The sequence below is a fragment of the Streptococcus criceti HS-6 genome (assembly GCF_000187975.2).
GTDB classification, from domain to species: domain Bacteria; phylum Bacillota; class Bacilli; order Lactobacillales; family Streptococcaceae; genus Streptococcus; species Streptococcus criceti.
The window spans coordinates 890,929-915,356 of record NZ_AEUV02000002.1 but is presented as its reverse complement, the minus strand read 5'-3'; the positions used below and the strand labels follow the sequence as shown (position 1 = coordinate 915,356).

Genomic DNA, 24,428 nt, shown 5'->3' with positions numbered 1-24,428 from the left:
AAAAAGGGATTAGTTCCATTCTTTACTTATGTTGAGCTTCAAACTTCTTCATGAAATCGAGCAAATCCAAAACTCCTTGTTTTGGAAAGGCGTTATACAGACTAGCCCGCATACCGCCGACACTGCGGTGACCCTTGATATTCTTGAAGCCAAGTTTATCAGCCTGAGCGACAAATTCAGCATCCAATTCCTTACTTGGGGTCACAAAAGGAATGTTAGTGACAGAACGGTCTTTAACGTTTTTTACAGGACTGGTATAGAAGTCAGATTGCTCGATGAAATCATAGAGCAGGCCAGATTTTTCACGATTGATCTCTGCCATCTGATCAACTCCGCCGATAGTATTCTTCACCCATTCAAAGACAAGTTTTGAAATGTAGATACTATAAGCTGGTGGCGTATTGTAAAGCGAACCTGCTTCTGCCTGAATACGGTAGTCCAGCATAGCAGATAATTGGGGCTGATCATTGAGAAAGTCTTCTCTGACAATAACCACGGTCACCCCTGCTGGGCCAATATTTTTTTGAGCGCCAGCGTAAATCAAAGCAAAATCTTCTACATTGTAACGCGCTGCTAAAATATTGGAAGACATATCCGCCACAATTGGAACACCGTTAGTGTCTGGCAGATCATAGATAGACGTTCCTTCAATTGTATTGTTCGTCGTGATGTGGACATAGGCCGCATCTTTATCAATACTAGCTGGATCAAAGTCAGGAATATGGTCATAGACCGTATCTTCTGAAGAAGCCAAGAGAATCGGTTCAAAAGGAATTGTTTTGGATAATTTGACTGCCTCATTGTAGGCCTTCTTACCCCAAGAACCGCCAACCAAATAATAAGCCTTCTTGCCCTGAGCAAGATTGAGCGGCACCATGGTGAATTGGAGGGAAGCCCCACCTTGCAAGAACATGACCTTGTAATTAGCAGGAATAGCCATCAATTCTCGCAAGAGTCCTTCCGCATCTTTAATAATGTTGTCGAATTCTGGAGAGCGATGGGACATTTCTAGCACGGACATTCCGGAACCTTGATAATCAAGCAGCTCATCACGCGCTTGTTCCAAAACTGGTTTAGGTAAAGTAGCAGGTCCTGCCGAGAAATTGTAAACAGTCATAACGACACCTCCAAAATTTTAATGGTTTTATTGTAGCACAGTTGTCTGAATCTTGTAAAGATTTTCATGAAAACGATTCCTTTAACTCGGCTAGATCCGAATATTCGCAAGAAGAGATAGTTGATGAGTAAAAAAGAGTGGGAAGAACTCAAAAATTGAAAATTTTGGTTCTCACCACTTCCTGATTTTAGGATGATGACCTGAAACGGTCTCTCCCCAGACCGTTTTTGACACTTGCTCTGAAAGCTTCATTTCCCGATTAAAAAAGTCTCCCAGACCTTTTGAGGTTGGAAATAAGATGAACGATGGTCATCACAGTCGTTTAGGTTTTTCGCTTTGGCCTTGTGGCAAGAGGAAAACTAGCCAACAGCGGAGTCTGAGACAAAAGTCCAAACTCGTTAGCCTTGTTCTAGATTTACCAGATTGATGCAGAGTTTGGGAGTAAGACTTGTTGGCTATGCCAAGAAGTCTTACCCCTGCACAATTCATTACAATGAACCACTTCTGATTGGTTTTCTGCAACTGGACGCTTCTTAGTTTTTAAGCGGCCACCTTTAACTACCATGCAAGGGATAGCGCCCCCCCTGCGCCAAGAGCTTATTCAAAACAGGAATGCTGGACGAACTTTTTATACGTAATCCTCGAAGATTACAATATTTTATGGGGGAGGGCAAAGTCATCATGACCGTCTGTCCCACGCTCTTGAACTACTGAGATTAATTCTTAAAACTGAAAGGTTTATAGCCAACTTTTAGGACAAGCTAGTTAGGCACTGATTTACCAATGTGATTAAGATGGACTACTTGTCCAGCTAGTACGAATAAATGGAATGATATCACACTTCGTCAGCCTGTCTCCTGTCTTAGAGCTTGTTAATAATCTTCTGTGCGAAATCGCTGGTCGAGAGGGCCTCGACACCCATAGCAAAAGCGAAATCAGCAGTAACCTGTTTGGCCTGAATCGTTTCTTCTAGCGCAGATTCAATCTGATCGGCAGCTTCTGTCCAGCCTAGATAGCCCAGCATCATAACAGCTGATAAGAGTAGGGAACAGGGGTTAGCCTTATTCTGGCCCGCAATATCCGGTGCCGTGCCATGAGTCGCTTCAAAAATAGCATGACCTGTCTCATAGTTGATATTAGCCCCCGGGGAAATGCCAATTCCACCAACCTGTGCGGCCAGGGCGTCACTGACGTAATCCCCGTTGAGATTGGTCAGGGCCACCACTTGAAACTTTTCCGGATGAAGCAATATCTGCTGAAAGAAGTTATCAGCAATAATGTCATTGATGACCAAACGGCCATCTGCGAGTGCTTCGGCATAGTCTCGCTGGGCCAATTCATAGCCCCATTTTCTGAAACCACCCTCGGTAAATTTTTGAATATTGCCCTTGTGGACTAGTGTCACCTTTGTTAAACCATGTGTCAGGGCATAATCTATAGCAGAGCGAATCAGCCTTTCACTTCCTTGCACCGAAATTGGTTTGATGCCAATGGCTGATGTCTCAGGAAAGCGAATCTTCTTGACAGCCATTTCTTTCTGTAAAAAAGTGATCACCCTTTTGACCTCTGCTGTTCCGACTTCCCATTCAATACCTGCATAAATATCTTCGGTATTTTCACGAAAGATAGTCATCTGAGTTTTTTCAGGTTCCTTGAGCGGGCTGGGCACACCCTTGAAATAGCGGACAGGACGCACACAGGCAAAGAGGTCCAATTCTTGACGCAGAGCTACGTTAAGGGAACGTCTGCCTTGTCCGACTGGTGTCCCTAGCGGTCCCTTGATGGCGATAAGATTTTCCTTAATCGCAGACAAGGTTTGCTCCGGCAAAGATTGGCCAGTCAAGGCAAGGGCCTTTTCGCCGGCCAAGGCTTCCTGCCAGTCAATCTGGCGGTAGCCTGCATAAACCTTTTTTACTGCCTCATCAACAATGCGACGGACACTTTCCCAAATATCTTGACCGACACCATCCCCTTGAATATAAGTGACGATTGGAAAAGCGGGCACCTGCAAAGTACCATTTTTCATAGAAATTTTTTCAGACATAAGGACTACCTCCTGTTAATTGAGATATAGATCAATTTTTTAAGCCAACATAAACAAAACGAGCTTATACCCTCCCTTGCTCCTGCACATGGGCAATCCAACCCGCAACCCACAGCAACGATGAAGGAAACACAGGACCACCAAGTCTTCCAGCTATCAAATACCTCATCACGTTTTTTTAAGTCAGCTTGCCCAAGCTAATTGACAATTTAGGTATACTAAAAACACTCCTGTTTTCTCACTGATACTAGTTCCAATAGAAGTGTTTTGCTTGTCTATCAATTTATGAATGCCGTGCCAAAAGATGCCGAACACTTATAAATCGTGATAAAGTTTATAAACCTCTTGGCGGTTGAGCTGGTAAGCCTTAGCGACTTCTTTAATGGCCTTATTGGGCTTAGCACCCTGAGCAATCGCTTCTTCCACTAAAGCTGTAATCGCCGAATCATCCAGCTCAGCAGCTTGTATTTCCTGACCACTCGAGCCAGAGACAATCAGGAGGCACTCCCCCTTGGCAGGAGTATGCGCCAGATGGCCGAGGATTTCAGAAATTGATCCCCGCTGATATTCCTCATAAATCTTGGTCAGTTCCCTCACCAAGACCGCTTGGCGGTCGCCATAGATCGATCTCATATTAGTCAGAGTATCAACCAAGCGATAAGGAGATTCATAGAAAATCTGTGTTTCTGGATAGGCCAGCTTCTGTTTGAAGAATTCCTCCTGCTGCCTCTTCTTGCGCGGTAAAAAACCGTAAAAGATATGAGGCTGAGGAGATAGACCGCTGGCAATCAAGGCTGTAATCCCAGCCGAAGCCCCCGGCAAGGCAACCACGGGAATCCCCTGTTCAATAGCTGCTTGCACCAAATCATGACCTGGATCAGAAATGCTAGGTAGACCGGCATCAGAAACCTGAGCCAGATTTTTCCCAGCTGACAGTAAATCCAAGAGGTCAGGAATCTTCTCATAAGCATTGTGCTCATGGAAGGAAATCTGCTTGGTGACAATTTCAAAATGCTTGAGCAGAAGGCCAGTATTCCTAGTATCCTCGGCACAGATAAAATCAACAGATTTGAGGATTTCTACCGAGCGATAGGTCATATCCTGTAAATTACCGATGGGAGTCGGCACGAGATAGAGCTTTCCGGTCTCCTCGTCCCCCTTAAAAGATTTTTGCAGCTGCATGCCCTACTCCCTGTTCAATAATTCCATACAAAAGAGACAATCTTCGTTATTATCACGGCGTTTGCCATAATCATTGTTGCAGACATGAAAACCATCCTCATAGATGGACTCCAAATTTTCTCGGCCCTGACTGAAAGATTTGGCAGGCATTTTTTCATCGACATCAGATAGACGTTCCCGCAGCTTGGCGTTTTCCAACCGCAGCTGGGAATTTTCCTCCATAATTTCCTGCATCTTCTTTTTCATCAATTCGACCTGAGCAAAATTTTCCATCAAGTTATTGGAAACATCGTCGAAGGCAGCAAAGAGTTCATTCTTATCCATGTAAACTAATCTCCTCCAAACTATAGGTCAACAGGCCAGCCCGATCCTCAAAACGAACCTTAACGGTTTCGGCAAAGACATCCATCCCTGCCACAGTCCCCCTGCCTTCAGCAGTTTCTACTGGGCTTCCGAAATCAGGAAATTTCTGCTTGGCTTCTCGGTAAAAATCATCTTCAAAACTGAGACAGCAGAGCAAACGGCCACAAAGACCAGTTGTCTTGCCGGTATTCAGAGAGAGACCTTGATTCTTGACCATCTTAATCGAAACCGGTGGGAAATCACCAAGGAAACTAGAGCAGCAAAGAGGACGGCCACAAGGGCCCAGCCCACCAAAGATTTTAGCTTCCTCACGGGTATTAATCTGCCGCAATTCAATACGCGCTCGGAAATGACCAGCCAAATCCTTAAGCAGCTGTCTGAAATCCACTCGATGCTCAGCTGTAAAAGAAATGAAGACATGACTGCGATCCAAGGGGAAAGCAATATTAACGAGCTTCATATCTAATTGGCATTTGGCAATCATCTCATTAACCGCTGCTATATTGTCACGAGCATAACGACAATTGGCTTGATGGCGGTTAAGGTCTTCTTGTCGAGCCAGACCTAGAACCCGATCCATCTGAGCAGGCAGGTCAGCTTCTTCTAACTCAATATTAGCTTGGACCACCTGAGCCAGACGATTACCCTTACGCAAGCGAACCACTACTAAATCATTTTTTTCATAAGTTTGATCTGGCAAAACATAGGAAAGGAGATCATTTTCCTCATATTTTACCCCTATTACTTCTGTCATTCTAACACCATATATTCTAAGACATTTTGAAAACTGACATTACTAAGCCACATCTGTCTAGCCTGATAAACCTTGGTAACCCAACGAGGCTGCTGAGTCCGCCCCAGCATCACCAATAAAAGCTTAAAAGCCAAATCTTGCTCCGCTTTATCAGTTGCTAAACTAGCTAGACGTGTCACCTGTAAAAAGGATTGGTCAGAATCCTTATCTAAGCCAGCAATAAATTTTTCCAAACTGCGGCATAGGTCGTCAAATTTAGTCATTTCTGTCAATGCTAAAGCCGAAGCTCCATCATCAGCTACAGCGGCAATCAAGCTAGCCTTGGCCTTTAAAAGACCATTTTGCTCCAAGAGATTTTTTAAATACTCTTGATTCTTTGGAAAACGAAAAATCTGACAGCGACTCTTGATCGTTGGCAAGACCCTGCTCTCATCCGACGTCAAGAGAATCATATAGGAAGACGATTGGGGCTCCTCAATAAATTTCAAGAGACTGTTGGCCGCATTGATATGCATCTTATCAGCATCTCGAATAATGAAGACCTGAGACTGACCTTCAAAACCCGACCGCGTAAAATCACGCAGGAGCTCGCGAATAGTATCTGTCTTGATGACATTGCCTTGGGGCTCAATCACCTTGACATCTGAGAAATCCCGCTCAGCAATCAAATGGCATTCCCGACACTGCCCACAGGGCAGATTATCTTGCAAATTTTCACAAAATTGACTTTGAGCCAGAAAAATAGCCATTTCATAGCTGCCAAAATTCCCTGAAAAGAGGTAGGCATGACTGAGTCGTCCACGTTGTAAAATTTGATGAAACTCTTGAAAAATTTTAGGTTGTAAATCAGCTAATGTCATCCTCAGTCCTTTGTAAGTGCCAGCTGAATAGTCGCTAAAGCATCAGCGACTACTTTTTCTAAACCTTGAGCAGCATCAATGATCTTAATCCGCTCAGGCTGATTCTTGGCCAAATCCAAATAACCCTGCCGTACCCGCTGATGCAGATCCAGCTTTTCTAAATCCAGACGGTTCACTTCCCGAACATCAGCCTGCTCAATCCGTGCCAAACCAACTTCTGAAGGCAGATCAAAAAGCAGGGTTAATTCAGGCTTAGTTTCCTCAATAGCATAATCATTAAGCCAGTTAATATCGGTAACCGACAGACCACGTCCAGAACCTTGGTAGGCCACTGAACTGTCAATAAAACGATCAATCAGGACCAGCTTGCCCTGAGCCAGGGCTGGCAGAACTTTCTCAACCAAATGTTGTCGCCGTGCTGCAATATAAAGCAAGAGCTCTGTCTTTTCATCCATGGCTGTGTTATTGACATCCAAAATGACCTGACGAATACTCTCAGCAATAGCTACGCCACCAGGTTCCCGAGTCGTCACCACTTGATAGCCTTGAGCTTCTAATAAAGGGACTAATTGTTTCAGAACACTGGTCTTACCGGCCCCATCAGGTCCCTCAAGGGTAATTAAATGTCCTTTTTTTTGCGTGTTTAGGTCTTCCATAGTAGTTCTATTTTACCAAAAAACTGGCGAGATTTCTCCCACCAGTCTCCAAAAGATAAACATCAGCCAACCCAGCAATTCTGACGAGCCAAAAGGAAGCTGTCCACGGCAAAACTTCCAACCTTTCGTTAAAACAAGGCCTTGGCTTGCGTCTCTTGAATACCATCGACCATCAACCCAGCAGCTTCTAACTTAGCCTTGAGATCAGCGATATCAGCTTTACCATCAATTTGGATTTCATTGACAACCTTACCGTCCTTAGCTCCGGCAATCACTGTCCGCCGAATATTGAGACCTTCCTTGGTAATCGTGCTGACAATCTTTTCCAAAACACCAACGCTATCGTTAGCCAAAATCCGAACACGCACCCCCTCTTCACCATAACCAGAAACTTCCAAGAAGGTCCGGAAAATATCTTTATCGGTAATAATCCCTGAAACCACACCATTTTCTTCAACCGGTAACACGCCAACCTTGTGCGTCATCATCAGATAGATCGCATCTTCCACGCTGGCAAAAGGCGACACGGTCACCACATCCTTGATCATGATATCACGAATCTTAGTCTTATTGAGCAAGTAATTCATTTCATAAATAGACAGGCTGGTTGCCTTAGATGGACTGTTTTCAGCCATGGTTCCAGCCGTCACAATCCCTACTAATTTATCATTTTCAATAACTGGCAAACGGCGTAAACCCTGTTCCCGCATGATATCAGCCGCATGGGCAACGGTCGTATCAGGTGATACATAGACAACTTTTCGGGTCATAAAATCTCTAACAGCCATAATCTATCAACCTCACTTAAACACTAAAAATTTAACAGAACAGACCTTTTCTGTTCCTTATTTCAACCCTATTATATCATTTTTTTGAGAACGGTTTCAATATTTTCATAATTTTTTCAAATATTTTTGTTATAAACATCTGACAAAGAAACCAAGCGGTGCTTTCTCAATCAGCAACGGACTCTAAGATTAAAGCTTTTTGCCATAACTACGCATACCCTTTAAAAATCAAAGCGATGCATCGCTGCAAACGGAACACTGCCGATAATGCTGTGCGAAAGGATATAGTCTTAAATGACTCTTCGGTAGGTATCTGCTTGGCATTACTTAGTAACGGAACACACCTACGTTTCTGCGAAAATAGATTAGTTTCCCTTGAATCTTTAAATTAATGACTCTGCGTCAAACGTCCTAATTTTCTTTAAAATACTTAACAGCTTGGTATCTTCTTTCAGCTTACTATACTTTTAAAGCCCTGCCTTATCCATTCTCGCAATCTCAAAAGGCCCTCCAGACCTTTTGAACTGCCTACGCCTTGTTCATTTTTGATTTTCTTTGAGCACTAATAAAAGAGGTCAGGAGCTCCCCACCTCTTCTAATCTAAACGTTTTAGTCAGCAAGATCCACGTTGTGATAAACCTTTTGCACGTCCTCATCATCTTCCAAGACGTCAATCAAGCCTTGGAAAACTTCTAAATCTTCACCAGACAAGGTAACTTCCGATTGCGGAATCATTTCTAATTCCGTCACTTGGAATTCTTCTACGCCATTGGCACGTAAGGCTTCCATGCCTTTATGAAGATCTGTTGGAGCTGTGTAAACAGTGATGCTACCATCTTCTGCCTCAACATCATCAACGTCAACATCGGCTTCAAGAAGGGTTTCAAAAATACTGTCCGCATCATCCCCCTTGAAAACAATGACTCCCTTGCGGTCAAACATATAAGAAACAGAACCAGAAGCTCCCATGTTTCCACCATTCTTACCGAAAGCAGATCGAACATTAGCTGCTGTCCGATTAACATTTGACGTTAGAGTATCAACGATAATCATTGAACCATTTGGTCCAAAACCTTCATAACGCCCTTCAACAAAGGTCTCGTCAGTATTTCCCTTAGCCTTATCAATCGCCTTGTCAATAACGTGTTTAGGCACTTGCGCTTGCTTAGCCCGTTCCAAAACAAATTTCAAGGCTGAATTAGATTCTGGATCTGGTTCCCCTTGCTTAGCCGCTGCATAAATTTCAACACCAAACTTAGCATAGACCTTTGAGTTAGCACCATCTTTAGCCGTTTTTTTCGCAACAATATTGGCCCATTTACGTCCCATGGGTAAGTCTCCTTTTATCAATTTTTATTTATCCAGTAAAGCTGAAATCTAAAGTGAGAAAATCAGCTAAATCCTAAGCTATTATAGCAAGTCAGGCCTTAAAAATCAAGGTAGGAAAGGAAGCTGGAAAGTTAAGCTGTCTTTTTTCCATCACCACAAGGTGACTAGCTAGTGGGAGAGGCCTTTATATATTAAGAAGGAACCTAGCCAAGCGGCTAGGCACTTCCTCGGGGATTATGAAAAAGTACATCGGCCTGCGATACAAAGTCGGCCTAGATCGGCGGAACCTGATGCAGTGGAGTCGCAGCAGGAAAAGTTTAATCCCTTTATATAATAATGCTTTTTTAGATCCCCTTTTAACGCCAAGTCACCTGCAATCGGCAATCATTATAAAGAAACAAAGGGTTTCAATAGCAGATTTTTCTAACAGATCTAATTATGTACAATTACAGCTGTCCACTCTTCTGATCTTCCTATTCTAGCTCCTTTCAAGCACAGCAAAACAGCCTAATTCTTTAGTATTCAAAAAATTAGACTGTTCTTTTGATGTTCATTGAGGATATTTCAGCAAGCTTTATTGTTTTTTATTTCAATGACCTACTATATTGGTCGACTGCTAAAAGTGCATGGGCAACATCACTGGCACTAATTTCAAACGGCATTTGATGGATTGTCTCACCTTCAATTGTAGCCTGTTTACCGACCTTTAGAAGTTCAGAATAATCAACATTTTCTAAATGTATCTCTGCTAAAGTGGTTGGCATTCCAATAGCTCTATAGAAATGAATATATTTGTCAATTTCTTCTTTTGGACGGTTTTCAAGGAAAAGCTGGGTCAATGTTCCATAAGCAACTTTTTCACCATGTGTTAGATGATGAATATCTCCTTCTAGGGCTGTAAATCCATTATGAATGGCATGAGCAGCAGCCAAGCCTCCGCTCTCAAATCCTAGACCACTTAATAAAGTATTGGCTTCAATGACATTCTCAAGAGCCCTAGTCACCACTTTAGCTTTACAAGCCGATAAGGCCTGCAAACCATCAGCGAATAAAGTTTCTTCGCAAGATCTAGCAATCGCAAGACTGGCTAAGCTTTGTCCGGCACCAGCCATAGTCTGGCCATTTTTTTGGAGCACAGCTCTTGCTTCTACCCAAGTTGCCAAACCATCAGCAATTCCTGAAGCCAGCAACCGTACGGGTGCCTTGCTGATAACAGCTGTATCCACCAGAACTAAATCAGGATTTTTTGAATAAAAGATATATTTTTCAAACGCTCCTTCTTCTGTGTAAATAACTGATAAGGCTGAAGTTGGAGCATCTGTGGAAGCTACGGTTGGAGCAATGATAACAGGTATTTTAAGGATATCTGCAATTGCCTTTGCACTGTCAATCGTCTTTCCTCCGCCAAGACCGATAATTAAATCATTCTCATTTTCCTTTGCAATTGCGACAACTCGGTCAATTTCTTTTGTCGAAGCTTCTCCATTAAAAGGAACATATTTTACAAGCAGGCCTTCTTGATTAAGATAGGTTTCAAACCGTTGCCCAATAATCTGATAAACAGTCTCATCAGAAAGTAGAATCGGGCGACTTCCTAAATTGATAACGGCCTTTGGATTATTAAATAAGGCATTTTCTCCCTGAATATAGCGGGAAGGACTGGCAAAAATTCTCATTGTAAGATCTCCTTTCATCTTGAAAATTTGTAAATATTATATAGTTGAACGACCTTGGGTACTTTCCCAATCAGCAGCAAAATCATCAACTGCCTTTTGAATAGACGGATTGGCAAAGCCAGCAGCAAAGATATCTGCTCCAGCGGTGACAGCTTGAGCACCGGCAGCTAGAGCTTTGGTCATTTGAGAAACATTTTTAAAGCTTGCTGCTAAAATTTTTGTGGTAGCTTGTTTACGCTCAATGGCCTGAGCAAGCTGACTAATCACCTCAACAGGATCTGTATTAAGGTTTTCCATACGATTGTAATAAGGCGCTAAATAATCTGCACCAGCTTCAATGGCTAAAAGACCTTGAAAAACGGTATAAATAGCCGTTGCTGTAATTTGAAACCCTTCTTTTTTAAGCTGCTTAATAGCTGTCAGACCTTCTGGAGAAACAGGTATTTTAATATAGAGATTGCCTCCAAGTGTATCTCGAAGTTTATGAGCATCTTTGACAATACCTTCCACGTCTTCTGCAACAACTTGAGCATGAAGACTTGGTCCTTCGCCAATAATAGCACGAACTTTTTTCATCTGCTCGAAAAAGTCAATTTGCCCTTCTTTTTTAGCGATAGATGGGTTGGATGTCACACCGGCTAATGGTAAGATGGCAGCCCATTTTTTAATCTCCTCTAAGTTGAGTGTGTCAAGCATAAATTCCATTTTCTTTTCCTCTTTTTCTTAAATTGCGTGTTCTGTCCGTGCAATAATATCATCTTGAGTTGCTTTAGAAAGAACATTGAAGAAGGCTGAATAACCTGCAACACGAACAATCAAATCACGATGTTTTTCAGGATGTTTCTGAGCGTCAATCAAAGTCTCGCGGGAAACCACATTATACTGGATATGATAGCCGTGAAGACGATTGAAGAAGGTTCGAAGCAGGGCAATAAGCTTTTGTTTGTCCTCTTCTTTTGCTAGGGTTTGTGGATTTACTTTTTGATTGAGAAGAACTCCGCCGACAATTTCATCCGTTGGTAATTTAGAAACGGATTTAAGCACAGATGTAGGACCATTCTTATCCATATTGTGAGATGGCGAGCAGCCTTCAGCAAGCGGTGTGCCGGCATGACGGCCATCCGGAGTAGCTAAAGTCCCGCGGCCCTGTCCAACATTGGCTGAGATAGAAGATGTTCCTGAATAACGGATACCGCCGATTGGGCCACGACCATAGCGTGTATTAGGATATTTAGCAATTTCATCAACATAAACATCATAGCAATCACATACCAATTGGTCTGCGTAATTATTGTCATTACCGTATTTAGGAGCTTCATTAATAAGCATTTGACGGATTTCTTCACCGTGCTTACCAGCATAATCTGATTGAAGAGCTTCCCAAAGTTCAGCCGTTGTTAAACGTTTTTCTTCAAAGACCAATTTCTTAACAGCAGCCAGAGAGTCAGAAAGATTAGCGATACCAACTTGAAGTCCAGAAATGTAGTCATAGACTGCACCGCCTTCTTTCAAATGCTTACCACGACCGATACAGTCATCAGTCAAAGCTGAACAAAGAATATCTGGAACCTCACGTTCAAGACTTAGGTCAATGCTATTTTCTACAATGACACTCATCCGCGTCAAATAACGAAGGGTCTTATCCCAAGCAGTCTTGAGTTCTTCATAGGACTTCATGTTGACAAAGCGACCAAATTCTGGGGCAAAGCGTTTGCCGGAAGCTGGATCAATACCATTATTCATAGTAATGAGCAATACTTTAGGGAAGTTCATATAACTCATACCAGTACAGCGATAGCCCCATTTACCAGGAACTGCCGTTTCCACACAGCCAATTGCTGAATAATCATAAGCATCTTCTTCTGTTACACCCTTGTTGATAAAAGACGGAATGATGATTTCATCATTGTTAAAGGCTGGCATACCAAAGCCTAGTTTCATCACTTCAATAGCTTCATTCATGAAATCTGGATCAAGTCCAGCATGGTAACGAACCGTCAAGTTAGGCTGCGGCAAATGTGTTTGGGCAACTGATTTCAAAACAAGGAAAGACAAAGGGTTAACCGCATCTTTTTTATCACGTGTTTGACCACCGATAGTGACATTTTGATAAAGCGGTGATCCAGCAGATGAGAAGGTATGAGCTTGGCTGCGCACTTTATTAATCGTCAGTGTCTTAATCCAAAGATTGGTCAAGCGCTCAACAATTGATTCTTCAGTTTCACGACCTGCTTCTATATCTGCCTTCATATATGGATACATATATTGGTCAAAACGACCGTAGGAAAGAGAGTGACCATTTGATTCAATCTGAAGAATACATTGGATAAACCAGACAGACTGCACAGCTTCTGCAAAGTTTCTAGCTGGATGGTAAGGTACGTGTTCACAAATCGCTGCAATGTCAAGCAGTTCTTTGCGGCGCTTAGCATTAGCTGTCTCTGCCATTTCTTTTGCCAAAGCTGCAAAACGCTCTGCATAAGTCTTGACAGCCTCTATTGTAATCAAGATAGAATCATAAAAATGGTATTTATCAATGCTGGCTGGATCTGTCAAATCAAGATTGGCCTTAGCTTCACGCGTACGCTTTTCAAAACCGATAAGTCCTTGTTCAAGTAGTTTTTGATAATTGACAGCCAAATGAGCATCTCCGGAATTCATCTTACCTTCCATGCCGAAGAAACCTGTTTCCATATACACCTGCACTTCATCCGGAAGCATAGCACTTGCTCGAGCACGCAAGTTATTATTTTCCCAGAAAGGAGCAATTTCACGAATTTGCTTTTTGGTTTCTTCTGTAATGTAGAAAACATCCCCATCACGCTTTTCAAAAAGATCCAGTTCGTTTAAAACAAATTCAAGGGTGTATTCAGGGAAGATTGGTGCGTCTTTATCACTAGAAGCTTGGTTGCCAACAATCAAAGTTTCATCATCAATATAGAGGGACATTTTTTCCAAGATATTTTTAAGCATGTAAGCACGCTTAAGAACATTTGGTTTTTCCTGATGTTCTTTATAAGCTTCAGTAGCAAGAAGGGCACGTTCTGCATCAATGTAAGGCTTCTTGTCAAGAACCTTATCACGGTAGTTATACATGCGTTCTGTTAAATAACCAAAGTGTTTTTGAGAATTTTTTTGAACATCATTGGTATATTTTTGAGTTAAAAGTTGAACTGTCATTTCCTCCTCCTTTTTATGTTCGTAATTTTTTTATTTTCTTTCGAAATTATAATAACAGTATCTTCCCTGAAATGCAATTATTTTTCTTAAAATACAATCGTTTTTTTTAAAAAAAGGATCAGCTTTGGTGAATGAAACCACTGACCCTTTTTGCTTTTTGTGCAAATCTAAACATTTTAACAAAAAAATCTGGACAAAGCCAGATTTCTAGATTTTATTTATATTATCCAATAATGGTGTGATGCTTACAAATGCCTTAATTTTAACCTTACTTACAAACATCTTTTCAAAATCTATCAATTTCTTGTTGTGAAATTACCTCTTTTTATGATATAATTATGGTGTAGATAATTAAACCATTAAAGTTAAGAGGGAAGAAAATGGCTAAAAAACAACTCAGTTTAGAAGATGTCTTGAATTATGTGGAGACACTACCTTATACACAATTTAAAAACGTGGTGGAACACTATTCTCAAAAGCAAAGCAGTGATTTCTCCAACACACTCAATCAGCTTGTTGTATCTAATTTTGAGCAACGCTTAGAGAAATTAGAAGTTAATACAACTTGTCCTTCTTGCACCTCTGATTCTGTGGTCAAAAATGGAAAACGTCATAACATTCAACAGTTTAAATGCAAGGATTGTCATAAGCGGTTCAATCGCTTTACAGACACTATTTTAGAGAAGACACGTTGGCATTGGGATATTTGGGTTAAGGTGTTAGAAATGGTGATACACCACTATCCTATTCACGATATGATAAATGTCTTGGTAAATGATTATGGCTGCGCTGGGATTGATTATAAAACTGTGTGGTTTTGGAGAATGAAGTTAATTCATGCTCTGGCTGAGATGCCAATGCCTCAATTAACAGGGGTTGTCCAAGTAGATGAGACCTTTGTCAGAGAAAGCCAGAAAGGAAGTCGGCAGTTAGTTTCCACTATCAGTAAGAACGCCTACAGGAAACCACGTTATGGTAGGCAGCCTTCCCAGTATGGCGTGATGGGGTCAGAATTCGCCACTGTCATTACAGCTGTTGATAGTAGAGGTTATTGCGTTTGTAAAGTAGCAAGTTTAGGCAAGGTATCCCCCGAACTTTTCTTTGATTTGTTTGATGAACACTTTGATAATATTTCTTATCTCTGTAGTGATGCGAATAGTATTTATGAGGACTATTGCAAATTGAGAAATACACCTCACTATGTTCGTCCTTCTAACTACATTAAAATGATTGGGGATTATGGCTATGTGATTCAGACAACAGAAGAATTTGAAAAGAAGGCGAATAAGAAAGTGTTGGAACATCTCTACTATGAAGGAATTAGTGACCGTATTACCAATCGAGGAGACATGCTATTTGATACCTTCACCGAATTGAAATACCAAAATGGGCTATCACTGGGGCGAGTGAATGAACTCCATAAAGAGATTAAGCAATATATCTACCGTGATATGACAAATGTATCCACTAAGTATTTACAAGACTATATTGGTTTCTTCACCTATATTCGTAACTGGAGAACAGAACATGGGTATTATCCCACTTCTCAAAAAGATGCAGAATCCATCTTTATTGAGATTTTAAAGACAAAGAAAAACCTTACTTCAACTGAAGTAAGGCAAAAAGAATTAGTATTACCAAAACCAAGTTCCCGTTACATGGAAGTTTTGAAAGAAGAAACTGAGAAGGCGAGAGACGCAGTTGACAGCCCTTATTTCAAATTCAACGAGGAAGATGGAGTTCTCTCTTTTAACAAACGTGAATACCTCCTAGACCTCCCTAAAACGAGACTATATGCCATTGCCAAAGAATGTCATATCCCCCGATATAGAAAACTAGCGAGATGGTCTCTAGTCTCTATGATTTTGAAACAGAAGAATATTCAGGATATTCTCTATCAGGAATTGGCAGAGGAGCGTGTCTCATTGGTTGATGAGGAAGATTTGCAGGTGTTGGAGTGGAGAGAAAAGTTTCTTAGGTAGTTCGTAAAGCATCATTAAGAACTTAATTCTTTCAATATTTCCAATTTATTCAATACTGGGACTTCTAAGGATTTTATTGTTTTGACATTCCATCCCAATCTGGTATTAACCCTTGCTCATTATAAATCTTCTCTTTATCAATTACAGGAGAGCCATGATTATTTGTCAATACAGGTAATTAATTTTTAATGTATATAAATTACTACCAGTTAAAGCATCGCTATAATCAAATTTTTCGGAAGCTAATTTAATTATAGTTGATATAAATAAAGAATTATATTTATCCAAATTATCATTATATAATAAAGATATAGCTGACCCAGCACCACCACGTCCAAGAAAATCATGCTCTTGATAAAATGCTGAGCCATCTAGGGGGCTGACAGTTATACAATTTCCCTCCTCAATATCATCTTCATTTTTAGGTTCTAAATATGAGACAACTCCATTATTGATTGCACCTGATGATACATACGGAACATCACCTTCAATGTACTCTGAAATTTTTCTTGCTTTAGGCGATTTTATAGTGAATAACCGTGAAATTTCGAAGTCATGCCATTTCTTAATATCAATTTTCCCCATTATTTGTCTCCTCAACCACAATTGATACTATACCCGTTTCTTTTCTTTTAGTAATATCGCTGGAATAAATCACTTTTTCTGATATATTTTCTTTTAATTTTTTTAAATCAATATCCTCTTTAAACATTAAATAATCAAAGATACTTTTTTTGAAATCTTCTTCAAAAACCTCAAACTCTTTCAAATCTTTCTGATAGCTTAAATGCTCGCTTGGTTTTATCCACTTGATACTATCATCCCCACTTTGTTTCTTTATAACTTCTACCCATTTATTTTCAATTACAGACCATTTTTTATTTATATCTTGTCTGCCTTGATTTTTTACTCTTTCCAACCCATCATCTTTAATATAGCAAGTGAAAATTTCCTCATTATTTTGTGATATGCCACTTTCAAAAATAAATATAGATGTTGTTACTCCTTCATCAAAGGTTTTTTCGGGTAATTTAATAATTTTTAAAATCCTATGATTTTTCTAAAAGATTTTTTAATACCTTTTTTGATATTTTTCTAGCTTTTTATCAGGGAGTAAAAAGCAGCTAAAGAGCGTGGTTTAATATTATCAAGAACATTTTTAATGATTAACTCTGGATGGTATTTTCTTTCATAAGGTGGGTTCATTAAAACTCTTGTAATATTTTTACTGTTAATCCATTCTCCAGCCGCCTCAGAGGTTGAATCAAGTTGCTCAAGATTTGTTTTTCCATCTTTATGTATCAACATATTTGCACATGCCAAAGAAAAAATTCTTTTATCTATTTCGATTCCATATATTTGAGAAGCCATAATAGTTCCAGATTGTTTTGTACCTGGACCTCCAGATTCTTTTATCATATTAGACATTGCTTTAGTCAGAAAAGCTCCACTTCCACAAGCTGCATCTAAAACGCGGTCTTTCTTAGGGTCAATGTTTATCAATTTATACATAAACGAAGTAATATGCTCTGGTGTGAAAACTTGTCCATTTTTAGAAGAGCCTTTATAACGATTAAACTCATTAAAAAATATAGACATTACATCTTCACCATTCCAGTATTTTGAATTGATAAGTTTTGAAATAGTTTCTATATGCTCTATGAATGAATCAATGGCATTTTGGTTATCAGTAATACTCATTTGAATTCTAGAATAAGTATCCAATAATACATTTAATTTGTCATTTTGTTTTTTTGCTTCTTCAAGAGATTTAGAAAGTGTATCTAAAATTGTAAAGTGAAGTAAAGTATATGACATCCCTTGTGTCAACGGAGCTTCATATCTTTTTGCAACCAATGCGCAAGCAGTAAACACCATCCTATCATAATAATCATTTAAACCAAATTTAAAATGGAGTAAATTGTTAATTTTCATAGTTGTTAAGTATATTTTGTTAGTGTCAATTTCAAAATTATTAAACAATTCGGTATAGAATGATTTTGTTTGAAGTTTTTTCGGGGTATCAACCTGTTCTTCATCATTCAAAAAAACTCTTGTATGAATACCATTAAATAATATTCCAACGACTCTTGGATATTTTGAATTTGCAATTTTCACATTTGCTAAAAGTTCTTCTGTAAATTTGGTAGATTCAATATCCTTATCCGAACTTTTGGTTTCCAATATTATTGCGACCTTAGATACGTCATCTGGTAAATACCAACCATCAGGTTTATGATTGCTTCCTTTTCCTGTAAAACCAAGCGACTTAAAAGTAGTTATTTGCCCAGTACCTTGACTCACATTATTCTCATATTTATCAAATTCTAAAATTTGTTTTGCACCTTTAAAAAATCCATCTTTATGTGCGTAACCATCTCTAACTTGGTCTTCAGTTAATTTTCTAACCATTAAAAATCACTCCAAATCTAAATGAAGGTGATTTTGCGTATTCTGAAAAAAGGTAGTAACTACCTGTGCTGTGCTGTGCTGTGCTGTGTTGTGCTGTGCTGTGCTGTGCTGTGCTGTGCTGTGCTGTGCTGTGCTGTGCTGTGCTGTGCTGTGCTGTGCTGTGCTGTGCTGTGCTGTGCTGTGCTGTGCTGTGCTGTGCTGTGCTGTGCTGTGCTGTGCTGTGCTGTGCTGTGCTGTGCTGTGCTGTGCTGTGCTGTAGCTGTGCTGTGCTGTGCTGTGCTGTGCTGTGCTAATGGATTGTACCATACTTTTCTCCTTAATCAAGCGTTTTTCTTCTGAATTAGACGTAAAACTTTATGTCCTTTTTCAGTAATTTCATATTTTCCACGTTTATTTTGATAAGGGCAAACAAAGCCACCTTCAATCAAGTCACGCAGAAGTCTATTCGTTTTCAGTTTTGACATTTTGTTAATGTCTGCAATCTCTTGTTGAGAAAGCGGTATATAATAAATGCCTTTTACTTCAACTTGGTTTTCTTTCAATGATTTAAGTAATTTGAAAGTGTCGTTAGCAAAAGGCTCAAGAGTAAATTCAACCATAGTGAACCTCCTAATGTACCTATTATACCACAATTACCTTTCTAGTTAACAGTGCAATTCTTAACACCGTTATTTTTTAACTCTCATTCTCAACGAGAAAATAAGAAAAAACAGCCATTTTTAGCAAAATCCGTTATCAGTGGCTGTTTTATTGTTGAAGTATAGGGGTGTTCGCCGATTCAGCTTCTATCCCTCTCTAACTGGATAATATAAGATTTTATTTTAAACCAAAAACTTTTTTTATTAACCAACAATGTCAACTGAATTTTTATCCTAGATTAGCTGTATCAAGATCCTGATCTAACTCTAAAACTTTTAAAATAGTAGACTTGTCAGTCACCAAATGATTGATGTTTTAGCCAGCAAACGTCTTTTTTCTTTATTCATAGCAGTTTTACACTATTATTATTTTTAGTCCACCAATTTTAGATTAATATGATTAGCCCTTAAATGCTCACGTAAGGTTTTTGAAACATCAGAATCTGTTATGACTTGCGAGACTTGGCTTAAAGCAAATTGATTGACCAAACTGCGTTTAGTAAACTTACTTGAATCTGTTAAAACAATTAATTCATCAGCTGATTTAGCCATATATTGAACAACTTCACACCGCATCATGTCTTTTCCCATAAAACCTAATGTTTCATCAAAGCCATCTGTCCCTACGAATAATTTTTCAACATGAAATGACTTGACCATCTCTTTTAACAAGGGACCGACAGTGACTTCGGAATTAGCTTGATAATTGCCACCAAGCAAAATCACCTGACAGGAATCATACTTTCGAACGTAAGACGCAATAAAACAAGAATTAGTAATAATTTTAACATTACGTCTATGTTGACAAATGGCTTCCGCTAATAAAGCACAGGTCGATCCTGATTCAATCATAATCGTTTCATTATCACTGACCAATTCAACCGCCCTTTCCGCAATGGCTTTTTTGATCTTATAATGATAAGACAGTCTGACATTTAAATCATCGCCACTATTCAATACTGCATAGCCATGCTCACGATGCAGTAAGCCTCTGCTTTCTAATTTGTCCAAGTCTTTGCGGACAGTTACTTTTGATACACCTAACTTTTCAGATAGGGTATTAACATCTATTTTTTTAGCTTGAGAAACTAAATTAATAATGTCATCTAAACGCTTCATATGATCACCTCTGGATTTATTTTAACAGATAAATATTAAAAAAGAAAGCAAATCAAAAGATTACGTTCGTAATTGATTGAATTTCGTTTTTGTGATAGACTGACATTAAGATAAAAAAGGAAGGTAAAACCATGACTGGTGAAAAAGGAATCATTTTCAATATTCAGCATTTCTCTATCCATGATGGCCCAGGCATTCGTACAACTGTTTTTTTAAAGGGCTGTCCCTTGCGATGCCCTTGGTGTTCCAATCCTGAATCTCAAAAACGTCAGCCCGAACAAATGCTGGATGCTGAAACAAAGCTTCCAACGATTATGGGAGAAGTAAAGACAGTGGACGATATTATATTTGAAGTAAAAAAAGATGTCGATTTTTATGAAGAATCCGGTGGCGGTCTTACTCTATCTGGCGGTGAAATTTTTGCACAGTTTGAATTTGCTAAAGCCATTCTCAAACGTGCTAAAGAAGAAGGGCTTCACACAGCCATTGAAACAACAGCTTTTGCCGAACACGAAAAATTTACTGACTTAATCCAATATGTTGATTTTATTTACACAGATTTAAAGCACTACAATACGATTCGTCATCGCAAGGTGACGGGTGTCAATAACAATCTTATTATTCAAAATATCAATTATGCCTTTACACACAATAAAACAATTGTTTTAAGAATTCCCGTTATTCCTGATTTCAATAACTCATTAGAGGATGCCAAACACTTTGCAAAACTATTTAATGATATTCAAGTGGACAAAGTTCAGCTGCTCCCTTTTCATCAATTTGGAGAAAATAAATATAAACTTCTAAACCGCAAATACGAAATGTCTGACTATGCAGCTCTTCATCCAGAGGATCTTTATGATTACCAAGCTGTTTTTCTGAAACACGGCATTGACTGTTATTTTTAAAATGCAGAGCAAAAAACGCTGGAATATTCCAACGTTTTTTCATTTATCTTGCCTAAGGCTCAGTGCTCTCACTTGGTTAGTTCTGCTAGACCGATGGGGTTGCGTCCCAAGACGCGCTCGATGTCATTTGAAAGCCCAGCCTGTTCTCCTTTGGCAATGGCCGTATAAGTGGACACCCAAGCGTCATACTCCCAATCCTCTGCTGACCAAGCCTTGCGGGATTCGTAGGCTTCTTCGACCGTCTCTGGGACATAAGTGACCGTTTTCCCCAGACTTTGGCTGAGAATCCGAGCTATCTCGCCCATTGTCAGCTCTTCAGGCCCTGTCATATTCAAAGTTTGGTTGGCCCATTTACTTGGATTTTCTAAAATCTTGGCCAAGACCTGAGCAACATCTTGACGGGCCACCGCTGAAACTTTGCCATCTCCAGCAGGGCCCTTAATTTGACCATAGGCTCGACCCAATTCAACAAAGAAATCCAAGTAAAAATTATCACGAACAAAGGTATAGGTAAAGCCCTGCTCTTTGATATAATTTTCTGTCCCTGCATGGGTGCGGCTGAGCGTAAAAGTCGCATCAGGCTCAGCACCATAAAAAGAGGTATAGACAATCTGCTTGACCCCAGCCTTTTTGGCACTATCAATAAAAGCCTTATGCTCCTCTAATCTATCCACACTTTCACTAGCCGAGACCATGAGGAGAACATCCACACCAGCCAGGGCTTCTAATGTTTTTTGAGATCGATCGTAGGCCGATTGAAAAACAGGAACACCAGCAACCTTGGGAGCCCGCTCTGGGCGTCTGGCTAAATAACGTAAATCCATCTTTTTTCCGTCTAGTGCTTGAGCAACCAGACCGCCTAGATGGCCTGTCACCCCTGTTAAAGCAATAACCGTCATAGTTTGCCTCACTTTCTTTTTTCATTATAGCACGCCTCAGATAGTCTGTCCGTTTTTTAAGTTGCTAAAAGACCCCCACCTCATGGAGGCGAGAGTCTTCATAAACGAATTTATCAGCTCCAAAAACCTAGGCTTTAGAAATGACCAACTGTCCGTCTACCATATCGGCCTTAAGTGCTTTAACATCAAGATGATCAAGGTAGAAATCTGTTACCTTATCACGAATTTGGCCTTCAATAACCCGACGCAGAGGCCGAGCCCCCATGGCTTCATCGTAACCTTCCTCAATTAGGTAGGCCTTGGCTGCTTCGCTCACTTCCAATGTGATATTCTTTTTAGCCAGAGTGTGGTTAACTTCATCCAGCATAAGATCAACGATTTCTTTCAAATCTTCTTTCGAGAGGTGAGAGAACTCAATGACACCGTTGAAACGGTTGAGAAATTCTGGACGGAAGAATGGGGCCAATTTATCGCGCAGACTGAGTTCTTTACCATCCTCTTCTGAGGCAGCCCCAAAGCTATAACCAGCATTAGAGGTTGCGATAATCACAGTATTCTTGAAGTTGACGGTGTTACCTTGACCGTCAGTCAGACGGCCATCATCCAATACTTGCAAGAGCAGAGTAATGACTTGTGGATCAGCCTTTTCAATTTCATCTAGGAGGATAATGGAGTAAGGATTGCGGCGGACCCGTTCGGTCAAGGTATTGGCGTTATCATCGTAGCCTACATAGCCGGCAGTTGTTCCAATCAGCTTAGAAACGGCTGTGCGATCGCTGTACTCTGACATATCCAGACGGATAACCGCATCCTTGGTGCCAAACATATCCAAAGCCAATTGCTTAGCCAACTCAGTCTTACCGACACCAGTAGGTCCGACAAAAAGGAAGCTACCGATTGGACGATTTCCTTCGTCAAAGCCCGCACGGTTTCGGCGAATGGCCTTACTAACAGCCTGTACAGCTTCATCTTGGCCGATGACTTTACCTTTAAGGCGGCTGCCCATTTCTTTCAGGCGTTCAATATCAGAAGCACCCATTTGCGAAACAGGAATACCGGTCATACGCTCAACAGCTTGAGCAACATCATTAATAGTCGCCACAACCTTTTGATTTTCAGTGTGGTTATCGATTTGTTTTTGCAACTCATCGATCTTAACCTTTTCAGCCAAAGCTGCTTCATAATCTTCCTTATCAGCCGCGGCTTGCTGACGATCACGCGCCTTAGCTATATCAGCTTCTAGGGTTTTAACATCGGTCGCTGGATGTTGAGCTGCCAAGTGAGCTGCAGTGACATCAATCAAATCAATAGCCTTATCAGGCAGGGCCCTTTGTGGCATATATTGAATAGAGTAATCTACCGCAGCCTTCAAGACCTTATCTGGTAATTCCACATTGTGGTGTTGTTCATAGAGAGGTCTAATGCCTCTCAGAATAGCAAAAGTGTCTTCTGCCGAAGGAGCATTAACCTTAACTTCGTTGAAACGACGAGCCAGAGCAGCATTCTTCAAAATAGTGTTGCGGTATTCATCCTGGGTCGTTGCCCCAATAACCGTCAACTCACCCCGAGAAAGGGCAGGCTTGATAATGTCAGCTAGACCCTTGGAGCCTTGACCATCACCAGTACTACCAGCTCCCAAAATTTGGTGAATTTCGTCAAAGAAGAGAATGATATTGCCTGCTTGCTTGACCTCGTCCATCAATTTTTGAATATTTTCTTCAAAGGCGCCGCGGTATTGGGTTCCAGCTTCCAAACCAGAAATATCAATGGAAATGATTTCCTTGTTCTTGATGGAAGCAGGCACATCACCTGCCACAATAGCTTGAGCTAGCCCTTCAACAACCGCAGTCTTACCAACCCCAGCATCACCGACCAGAACAGGATTGTTCTTAGTCCGACGCGCCAGAATTTCAGCGGTATCTTGAATTTCTTGATTACGACCGATGACAGGATCCAGCTTACCTTGGCGGGCTTCTTCGGTCAAGTTGCGACCGAGCTTAGCCAGAATCCCATCTTGTTTAAGTTGACCTTGACTGGCTTGAGACGCCCCTTCTTGCACGGCTTCTTGACTAGGCAAGTGACCCGTTTGCCGATAATAGTTGAATTCTTCAGGAGTAACCTCCCGACCGTTGATGCGGTAACGCCGGGTTTCCGAATTGAAACCGCCCATGTTACCCATCAATTGATTGAAAATGTCGTCCATATTGTTAAATCCAAAATTGTTGTTCATAATAGTACCTCTTTACTTTTCTTATTTTTGTTTTTTGACTATTACTGACTTTTTGTCCAAAAATTTTTTCAGAACCTTACTCTTAGAATGAGAAATCTGTTCTGACCTTCTTTGACCTTTGGCTTAAAAATAAAAGGCCAAGCTTGAAAGGGCGAAAGAAATCCGTATAGAATTGGGAAGAGATAGAAAGCCCTAATTTCTAGAAGCTCATCTTTTCCCTAGATTTTTAGCCTCTTTCAATTTTTGCGACGCACTGTCAGTTTCTTCATCAGGGTTCTCCTCTCATCTCCA

At 40.4% G+C, this 24,428-nt stretch carries 22 protein-coding genes; 2 read left to right on the top strand and 20 right to left on the bottom strand.

The window, feature by feature from the left end:
• Positions 1 to 22: 22 nt before the first annotated feature.
• The 12 genes from serC to STRCR_RS04350 form a co-directional block, all read right to left on the bottom strand.
• A complete protein-coding gene (serC, locus tag STRCR_RS04405; RefSeq protein WP_004226266.1) occupies positions 23 to 1,117 on the bottom strand; it encodes a 3-phosphoserine/phosphohydroxythreonine transaminase in 1,095 nt (364 codons plus the stop codon).
• Between the two features lie 862 nt (positions 1,118 to 1,979).
• The gene (icd, locus tag STRCR_RS04400; RefSeq protein WP_004229685.1) at positions 1,980 to 3,161 is read right to left on the bottom strand and encodes an NADP-dependent isocitrate dehydrogenase; all 1,182 of its coding nucleotides are present in this window, start codon (positions 3,159 to 3,161) and stop codon (positions 1,980 to 1,982) included.
• 315 nt (positions 3,162 to 3,476) lie between these two features.
• Entirely contained in the window at positions 3,477 to 4,343 is an 867-nt protein-coding gene (rsmI, locus tag STRCR_RS04395) for a 16S rRNA (cytidine(1402)-2'-O)-methyltransferase (RefSeq protein ID WP_004228481.1), read from the bottom strand.
• Positions 4,344 to 4,346: 3 nt separating this feature from the next.
• Entirely contained in the window at positions 4,347 to 4,667 is a 321-nt protein-coding gene (gene yabA, locus STRCR_RS04390) for a DNA replication initiation control protein YabA (protein WP_004225156.1), read from the bottom strand.
• Positions 4,660 to 5,460, bottom strand: a complete 801-nt coding sequence (locus STRCR_RS04385; protein ID WP_004229263.1) for a PSP1 domain-containing protein — start codon at positions 5,458 to 5,460, stop codon at positions 4,660 to 4,662. Before STRCR_RS04385 ends, yabA begins: the two co-directional genes overlap by 8 nt.
• Positions 5,457 to 6,320 carry a DNA polymerase III subunit delta' gene (locus STRCR_RS04380; RefSeq protein ID WP_004227324.1) on the bottom strand — a complete coding sequence of 288 codons (864 nt, stop codon included), beginning with the start codon at positions 6,318 to 6,320 and terminating at the stop codon, positions 5,457 to 5,459. The genes STRCR_RS04385 and STRCR_RS04380 overlap by 4 nt, the downstream gene beginning before the upstream one ends.
• Positions 6,321 to 6,322: 2 nt before the next feature.
• Positions 6,323 to 6,976 carry a dTMP kinase gene (gene tmk, locus STRCR_RS04375; protein ID WP_004228605.1) on the bottom strand — a complete coding sequence of 218 codons (654 nt, stop codon included), beginning with the start codon at positions 6,974 to 6,976 and terminating at the stop codon, positions 6,323 to 6,325.
• 128 nt (positions 6,977 to 7,104) lie between these two features.
• Positions 7,105 to 7,764, bottom strand: coding sequence for a CBS domain-containing protein (locus STRCR_RS04370; RefSeq protein WP_004229658.1), 660 nt, complete (start codon positions 7,762 to 7,764; stop codon positions 7,105 to 7,107).
• A 609-nt stretch (positions 7,765 to 8,373) separates the two neighbouring features.
• Complete coding sequence (locus STRCR_RS04365) at positions 8,374 to 9,093, bottom strand: YebC/PmpR family DNA-binding transcriptional regulator (protein WP_004225723.1); 720 nt, start codon at positions 9,091 to 9,093, stop codon at positions 8,374 to 8,376.
• Between the two features lie 584 nt (positions 9,094 to 9,677).
• Entirely contained in the window at positions 9,678 to 10,769 is a 1,092-nt protein-coding gene (locus STRCR_RS04360) for a glycerol dehydrogenase (RefSeq protein ID WP_004226399.1), read from the bottom strand.
• A 36-nt stretch (positions 10,770 to 10,805) separates the two neighbouring features.
• Positions 10,806 to 11,474, bottom strand: a complete 669-nt coding sequence (locus STRCR_RS04355; protein ID WP_004227901.1) for a fructose-6-phosphate aldolase — start codon at positions 11,472 to 11,474, stop codon at positions 10,806 to 10,808.
• 18 nt (positions 11,475 to 11,492) lie between these two features.
• Positions 11,493 to 13,949, bottom strand: a complete 2,457-nt coding sequence (locus tag STRCR_RS04350; RefSeq protein ID WP_004226050.1) for a glycyl radical protein — start codon at positions 13,947 to 13,949, stop codon at positions 11,493 to 11,495.
• Positions 13,950 to 14,329: 380 nt separating this feature from the next.
• On the opposite strand from STRCR_RS04350, the gene STRCR_RS04345 reads away from it, so the two are divergent.
• Positions 14,330 to 15,931, top strand: a complete 1,602-nt coding sequence (locus tag STRCR_RS04345) for a transposase-like zinc-binding domain-containing protein (RefSeq protein WP_004225446.1) — start codon at positions 14,330 to 14,332, stop codon at positions 15,929 to 15,931.
• Positions 15,932 to 16,096: 165 nt separating this feature from the next.
• On the opposite strand, the gene STRCR_RS04340 is transcribed toward STRCR_RS04345, so the two are convergent.
• The 6 genes from STRCR_RS04340 to STRCR_RS04315 all read right to left on the bottom strand — a co-directional run bounded on the left by STRCR_RS04340 (position 16,097) and on the right by STRCR_RS04315 (position 20,100).
• Positions 16,097 to 16,516, bottom strand: a complete 420-nt coding sequence (locus tag STRCR_RS04340; protein WP_004226125.1) for a restriction endonuclease subunit S — start codon at positions 16,514 to 16,516, stop codon at positions 16,097 to 16,099.
• Positions 16,503 to 16,850, bottom strand: coding sequence for a hypothetical protein (locus tag STRCR_RS12300; RefSeq protein ID WP_004227601.1), 348 nt, complete (start codon positions 16,848 to 16,850; stop codon positions 16,503 to 16,505). The genes STRCR_RS04340 and STRCR_RS12300 overlap by 14 nt, the downstream gene beginning before the upstream one ends.
• Positions 16,851 to 17,026: 176 nt before the next feature.
• Positions 17,027 to 18,343: an HsdM family class I SAM-dependent methyltransferase gene (locus STRCR_RS04330; RefSeq protein ID WP_004230131.1), complete on the bottom strand. Its 1,317-nt coding sequence runs from the start codon at positions 18,341 to 18,343 to the stop codon at positions 17,027 to 17,029.
• Between the two features lie 6 nt (positions 18,344 to 18,349).
• A complete protein-coding gene (locus tag STRCR_RS11655; protein WP_200856100.1) occupies positions 18,350 to 18,649 on the bottom strand; it encodes a hypothetical protein in 300 nt (99 codons plus the stop codon).
• Positions 18,650 to 18,663: 14 nt separating this feature from the next.
• Positions 18,664 to 18,942 carry a winged helix-turn-helix domain-containing protein gene (locus STRCR_RS04320; protein WP_004228538.1) on the bottom strand — a complete coding sequence of 93 codons (279 nt, stop codon included), beginning with the start codon at positions 18,940 to 18,942 and terminating at the stop codon, positions 18,664 to 18,666.
• A 411-nt stretch (positions 18,943 to 19,353) separates the two neighbouring features.
• The gene (locus STRCR_RS04315) at positions 19,354 to 20,100 is read right to left on the bottom strand and encodes a DeoR/GlpR family DNA-binding transcription regulator (protein ID WP_004227291.1); all 747 of its coding nucleotides are present in this window, start codon (positions 20,098 to 20,100) and stop codon (positions 19,354 to 19,356) included.
• A 131-nt stretch (positions 20,101 to 20,231) separates the two neighbouring features.
• Here STRCR_RS04315 and STRCR_RS04310 point away from each other — a divergent pair, with 131 nt between their 5' ends.
• Positions 20,232 to 21,008: a glycyl-radical enzyme activating protein gene (locus STRCR_RS04310; protein ID WP_004229269.1), complete on the top strand. Its 777-nt coding sequence runs from the start codon at positions 20,232 to 20,234 to the stop codon at positions 21,006 to 21,008.
• Between the two features lie 68 nt (positions 21,009 to 21,076).
• Here STRCR_RS04310 and STRCR_RS04305 read toward each other — a convergent pair whose 3' ends face one another.
• Positions 21,077 to 21,907: an SDR family oxidoreductase gene (locus tag STRCR_RS04305; protein WP_004228192.1), complete on the bottom strand. Its 831-nt coding sequence runs from the start codon at positions 21,905 to 21,907 to the stop codon at positions 21,077 to 21,079.
• Between the two features lie 127 nt (positions 21,908 to 22,034).
• Positions 22,035 to 24,137, bottom strand: coding sequence for an ATP-dependent Clp protease ATP-binding subunit (locus STRCR_RS04300; protein ID WP_004226421.1), 2,103 nt, complete (start codon positions 24,135 to 24,137; stop codon positions 22,035 to 22,037).
• Between the last annotated feature and the right edge of the window lie 291 nt (positions 24,138 to 24,428).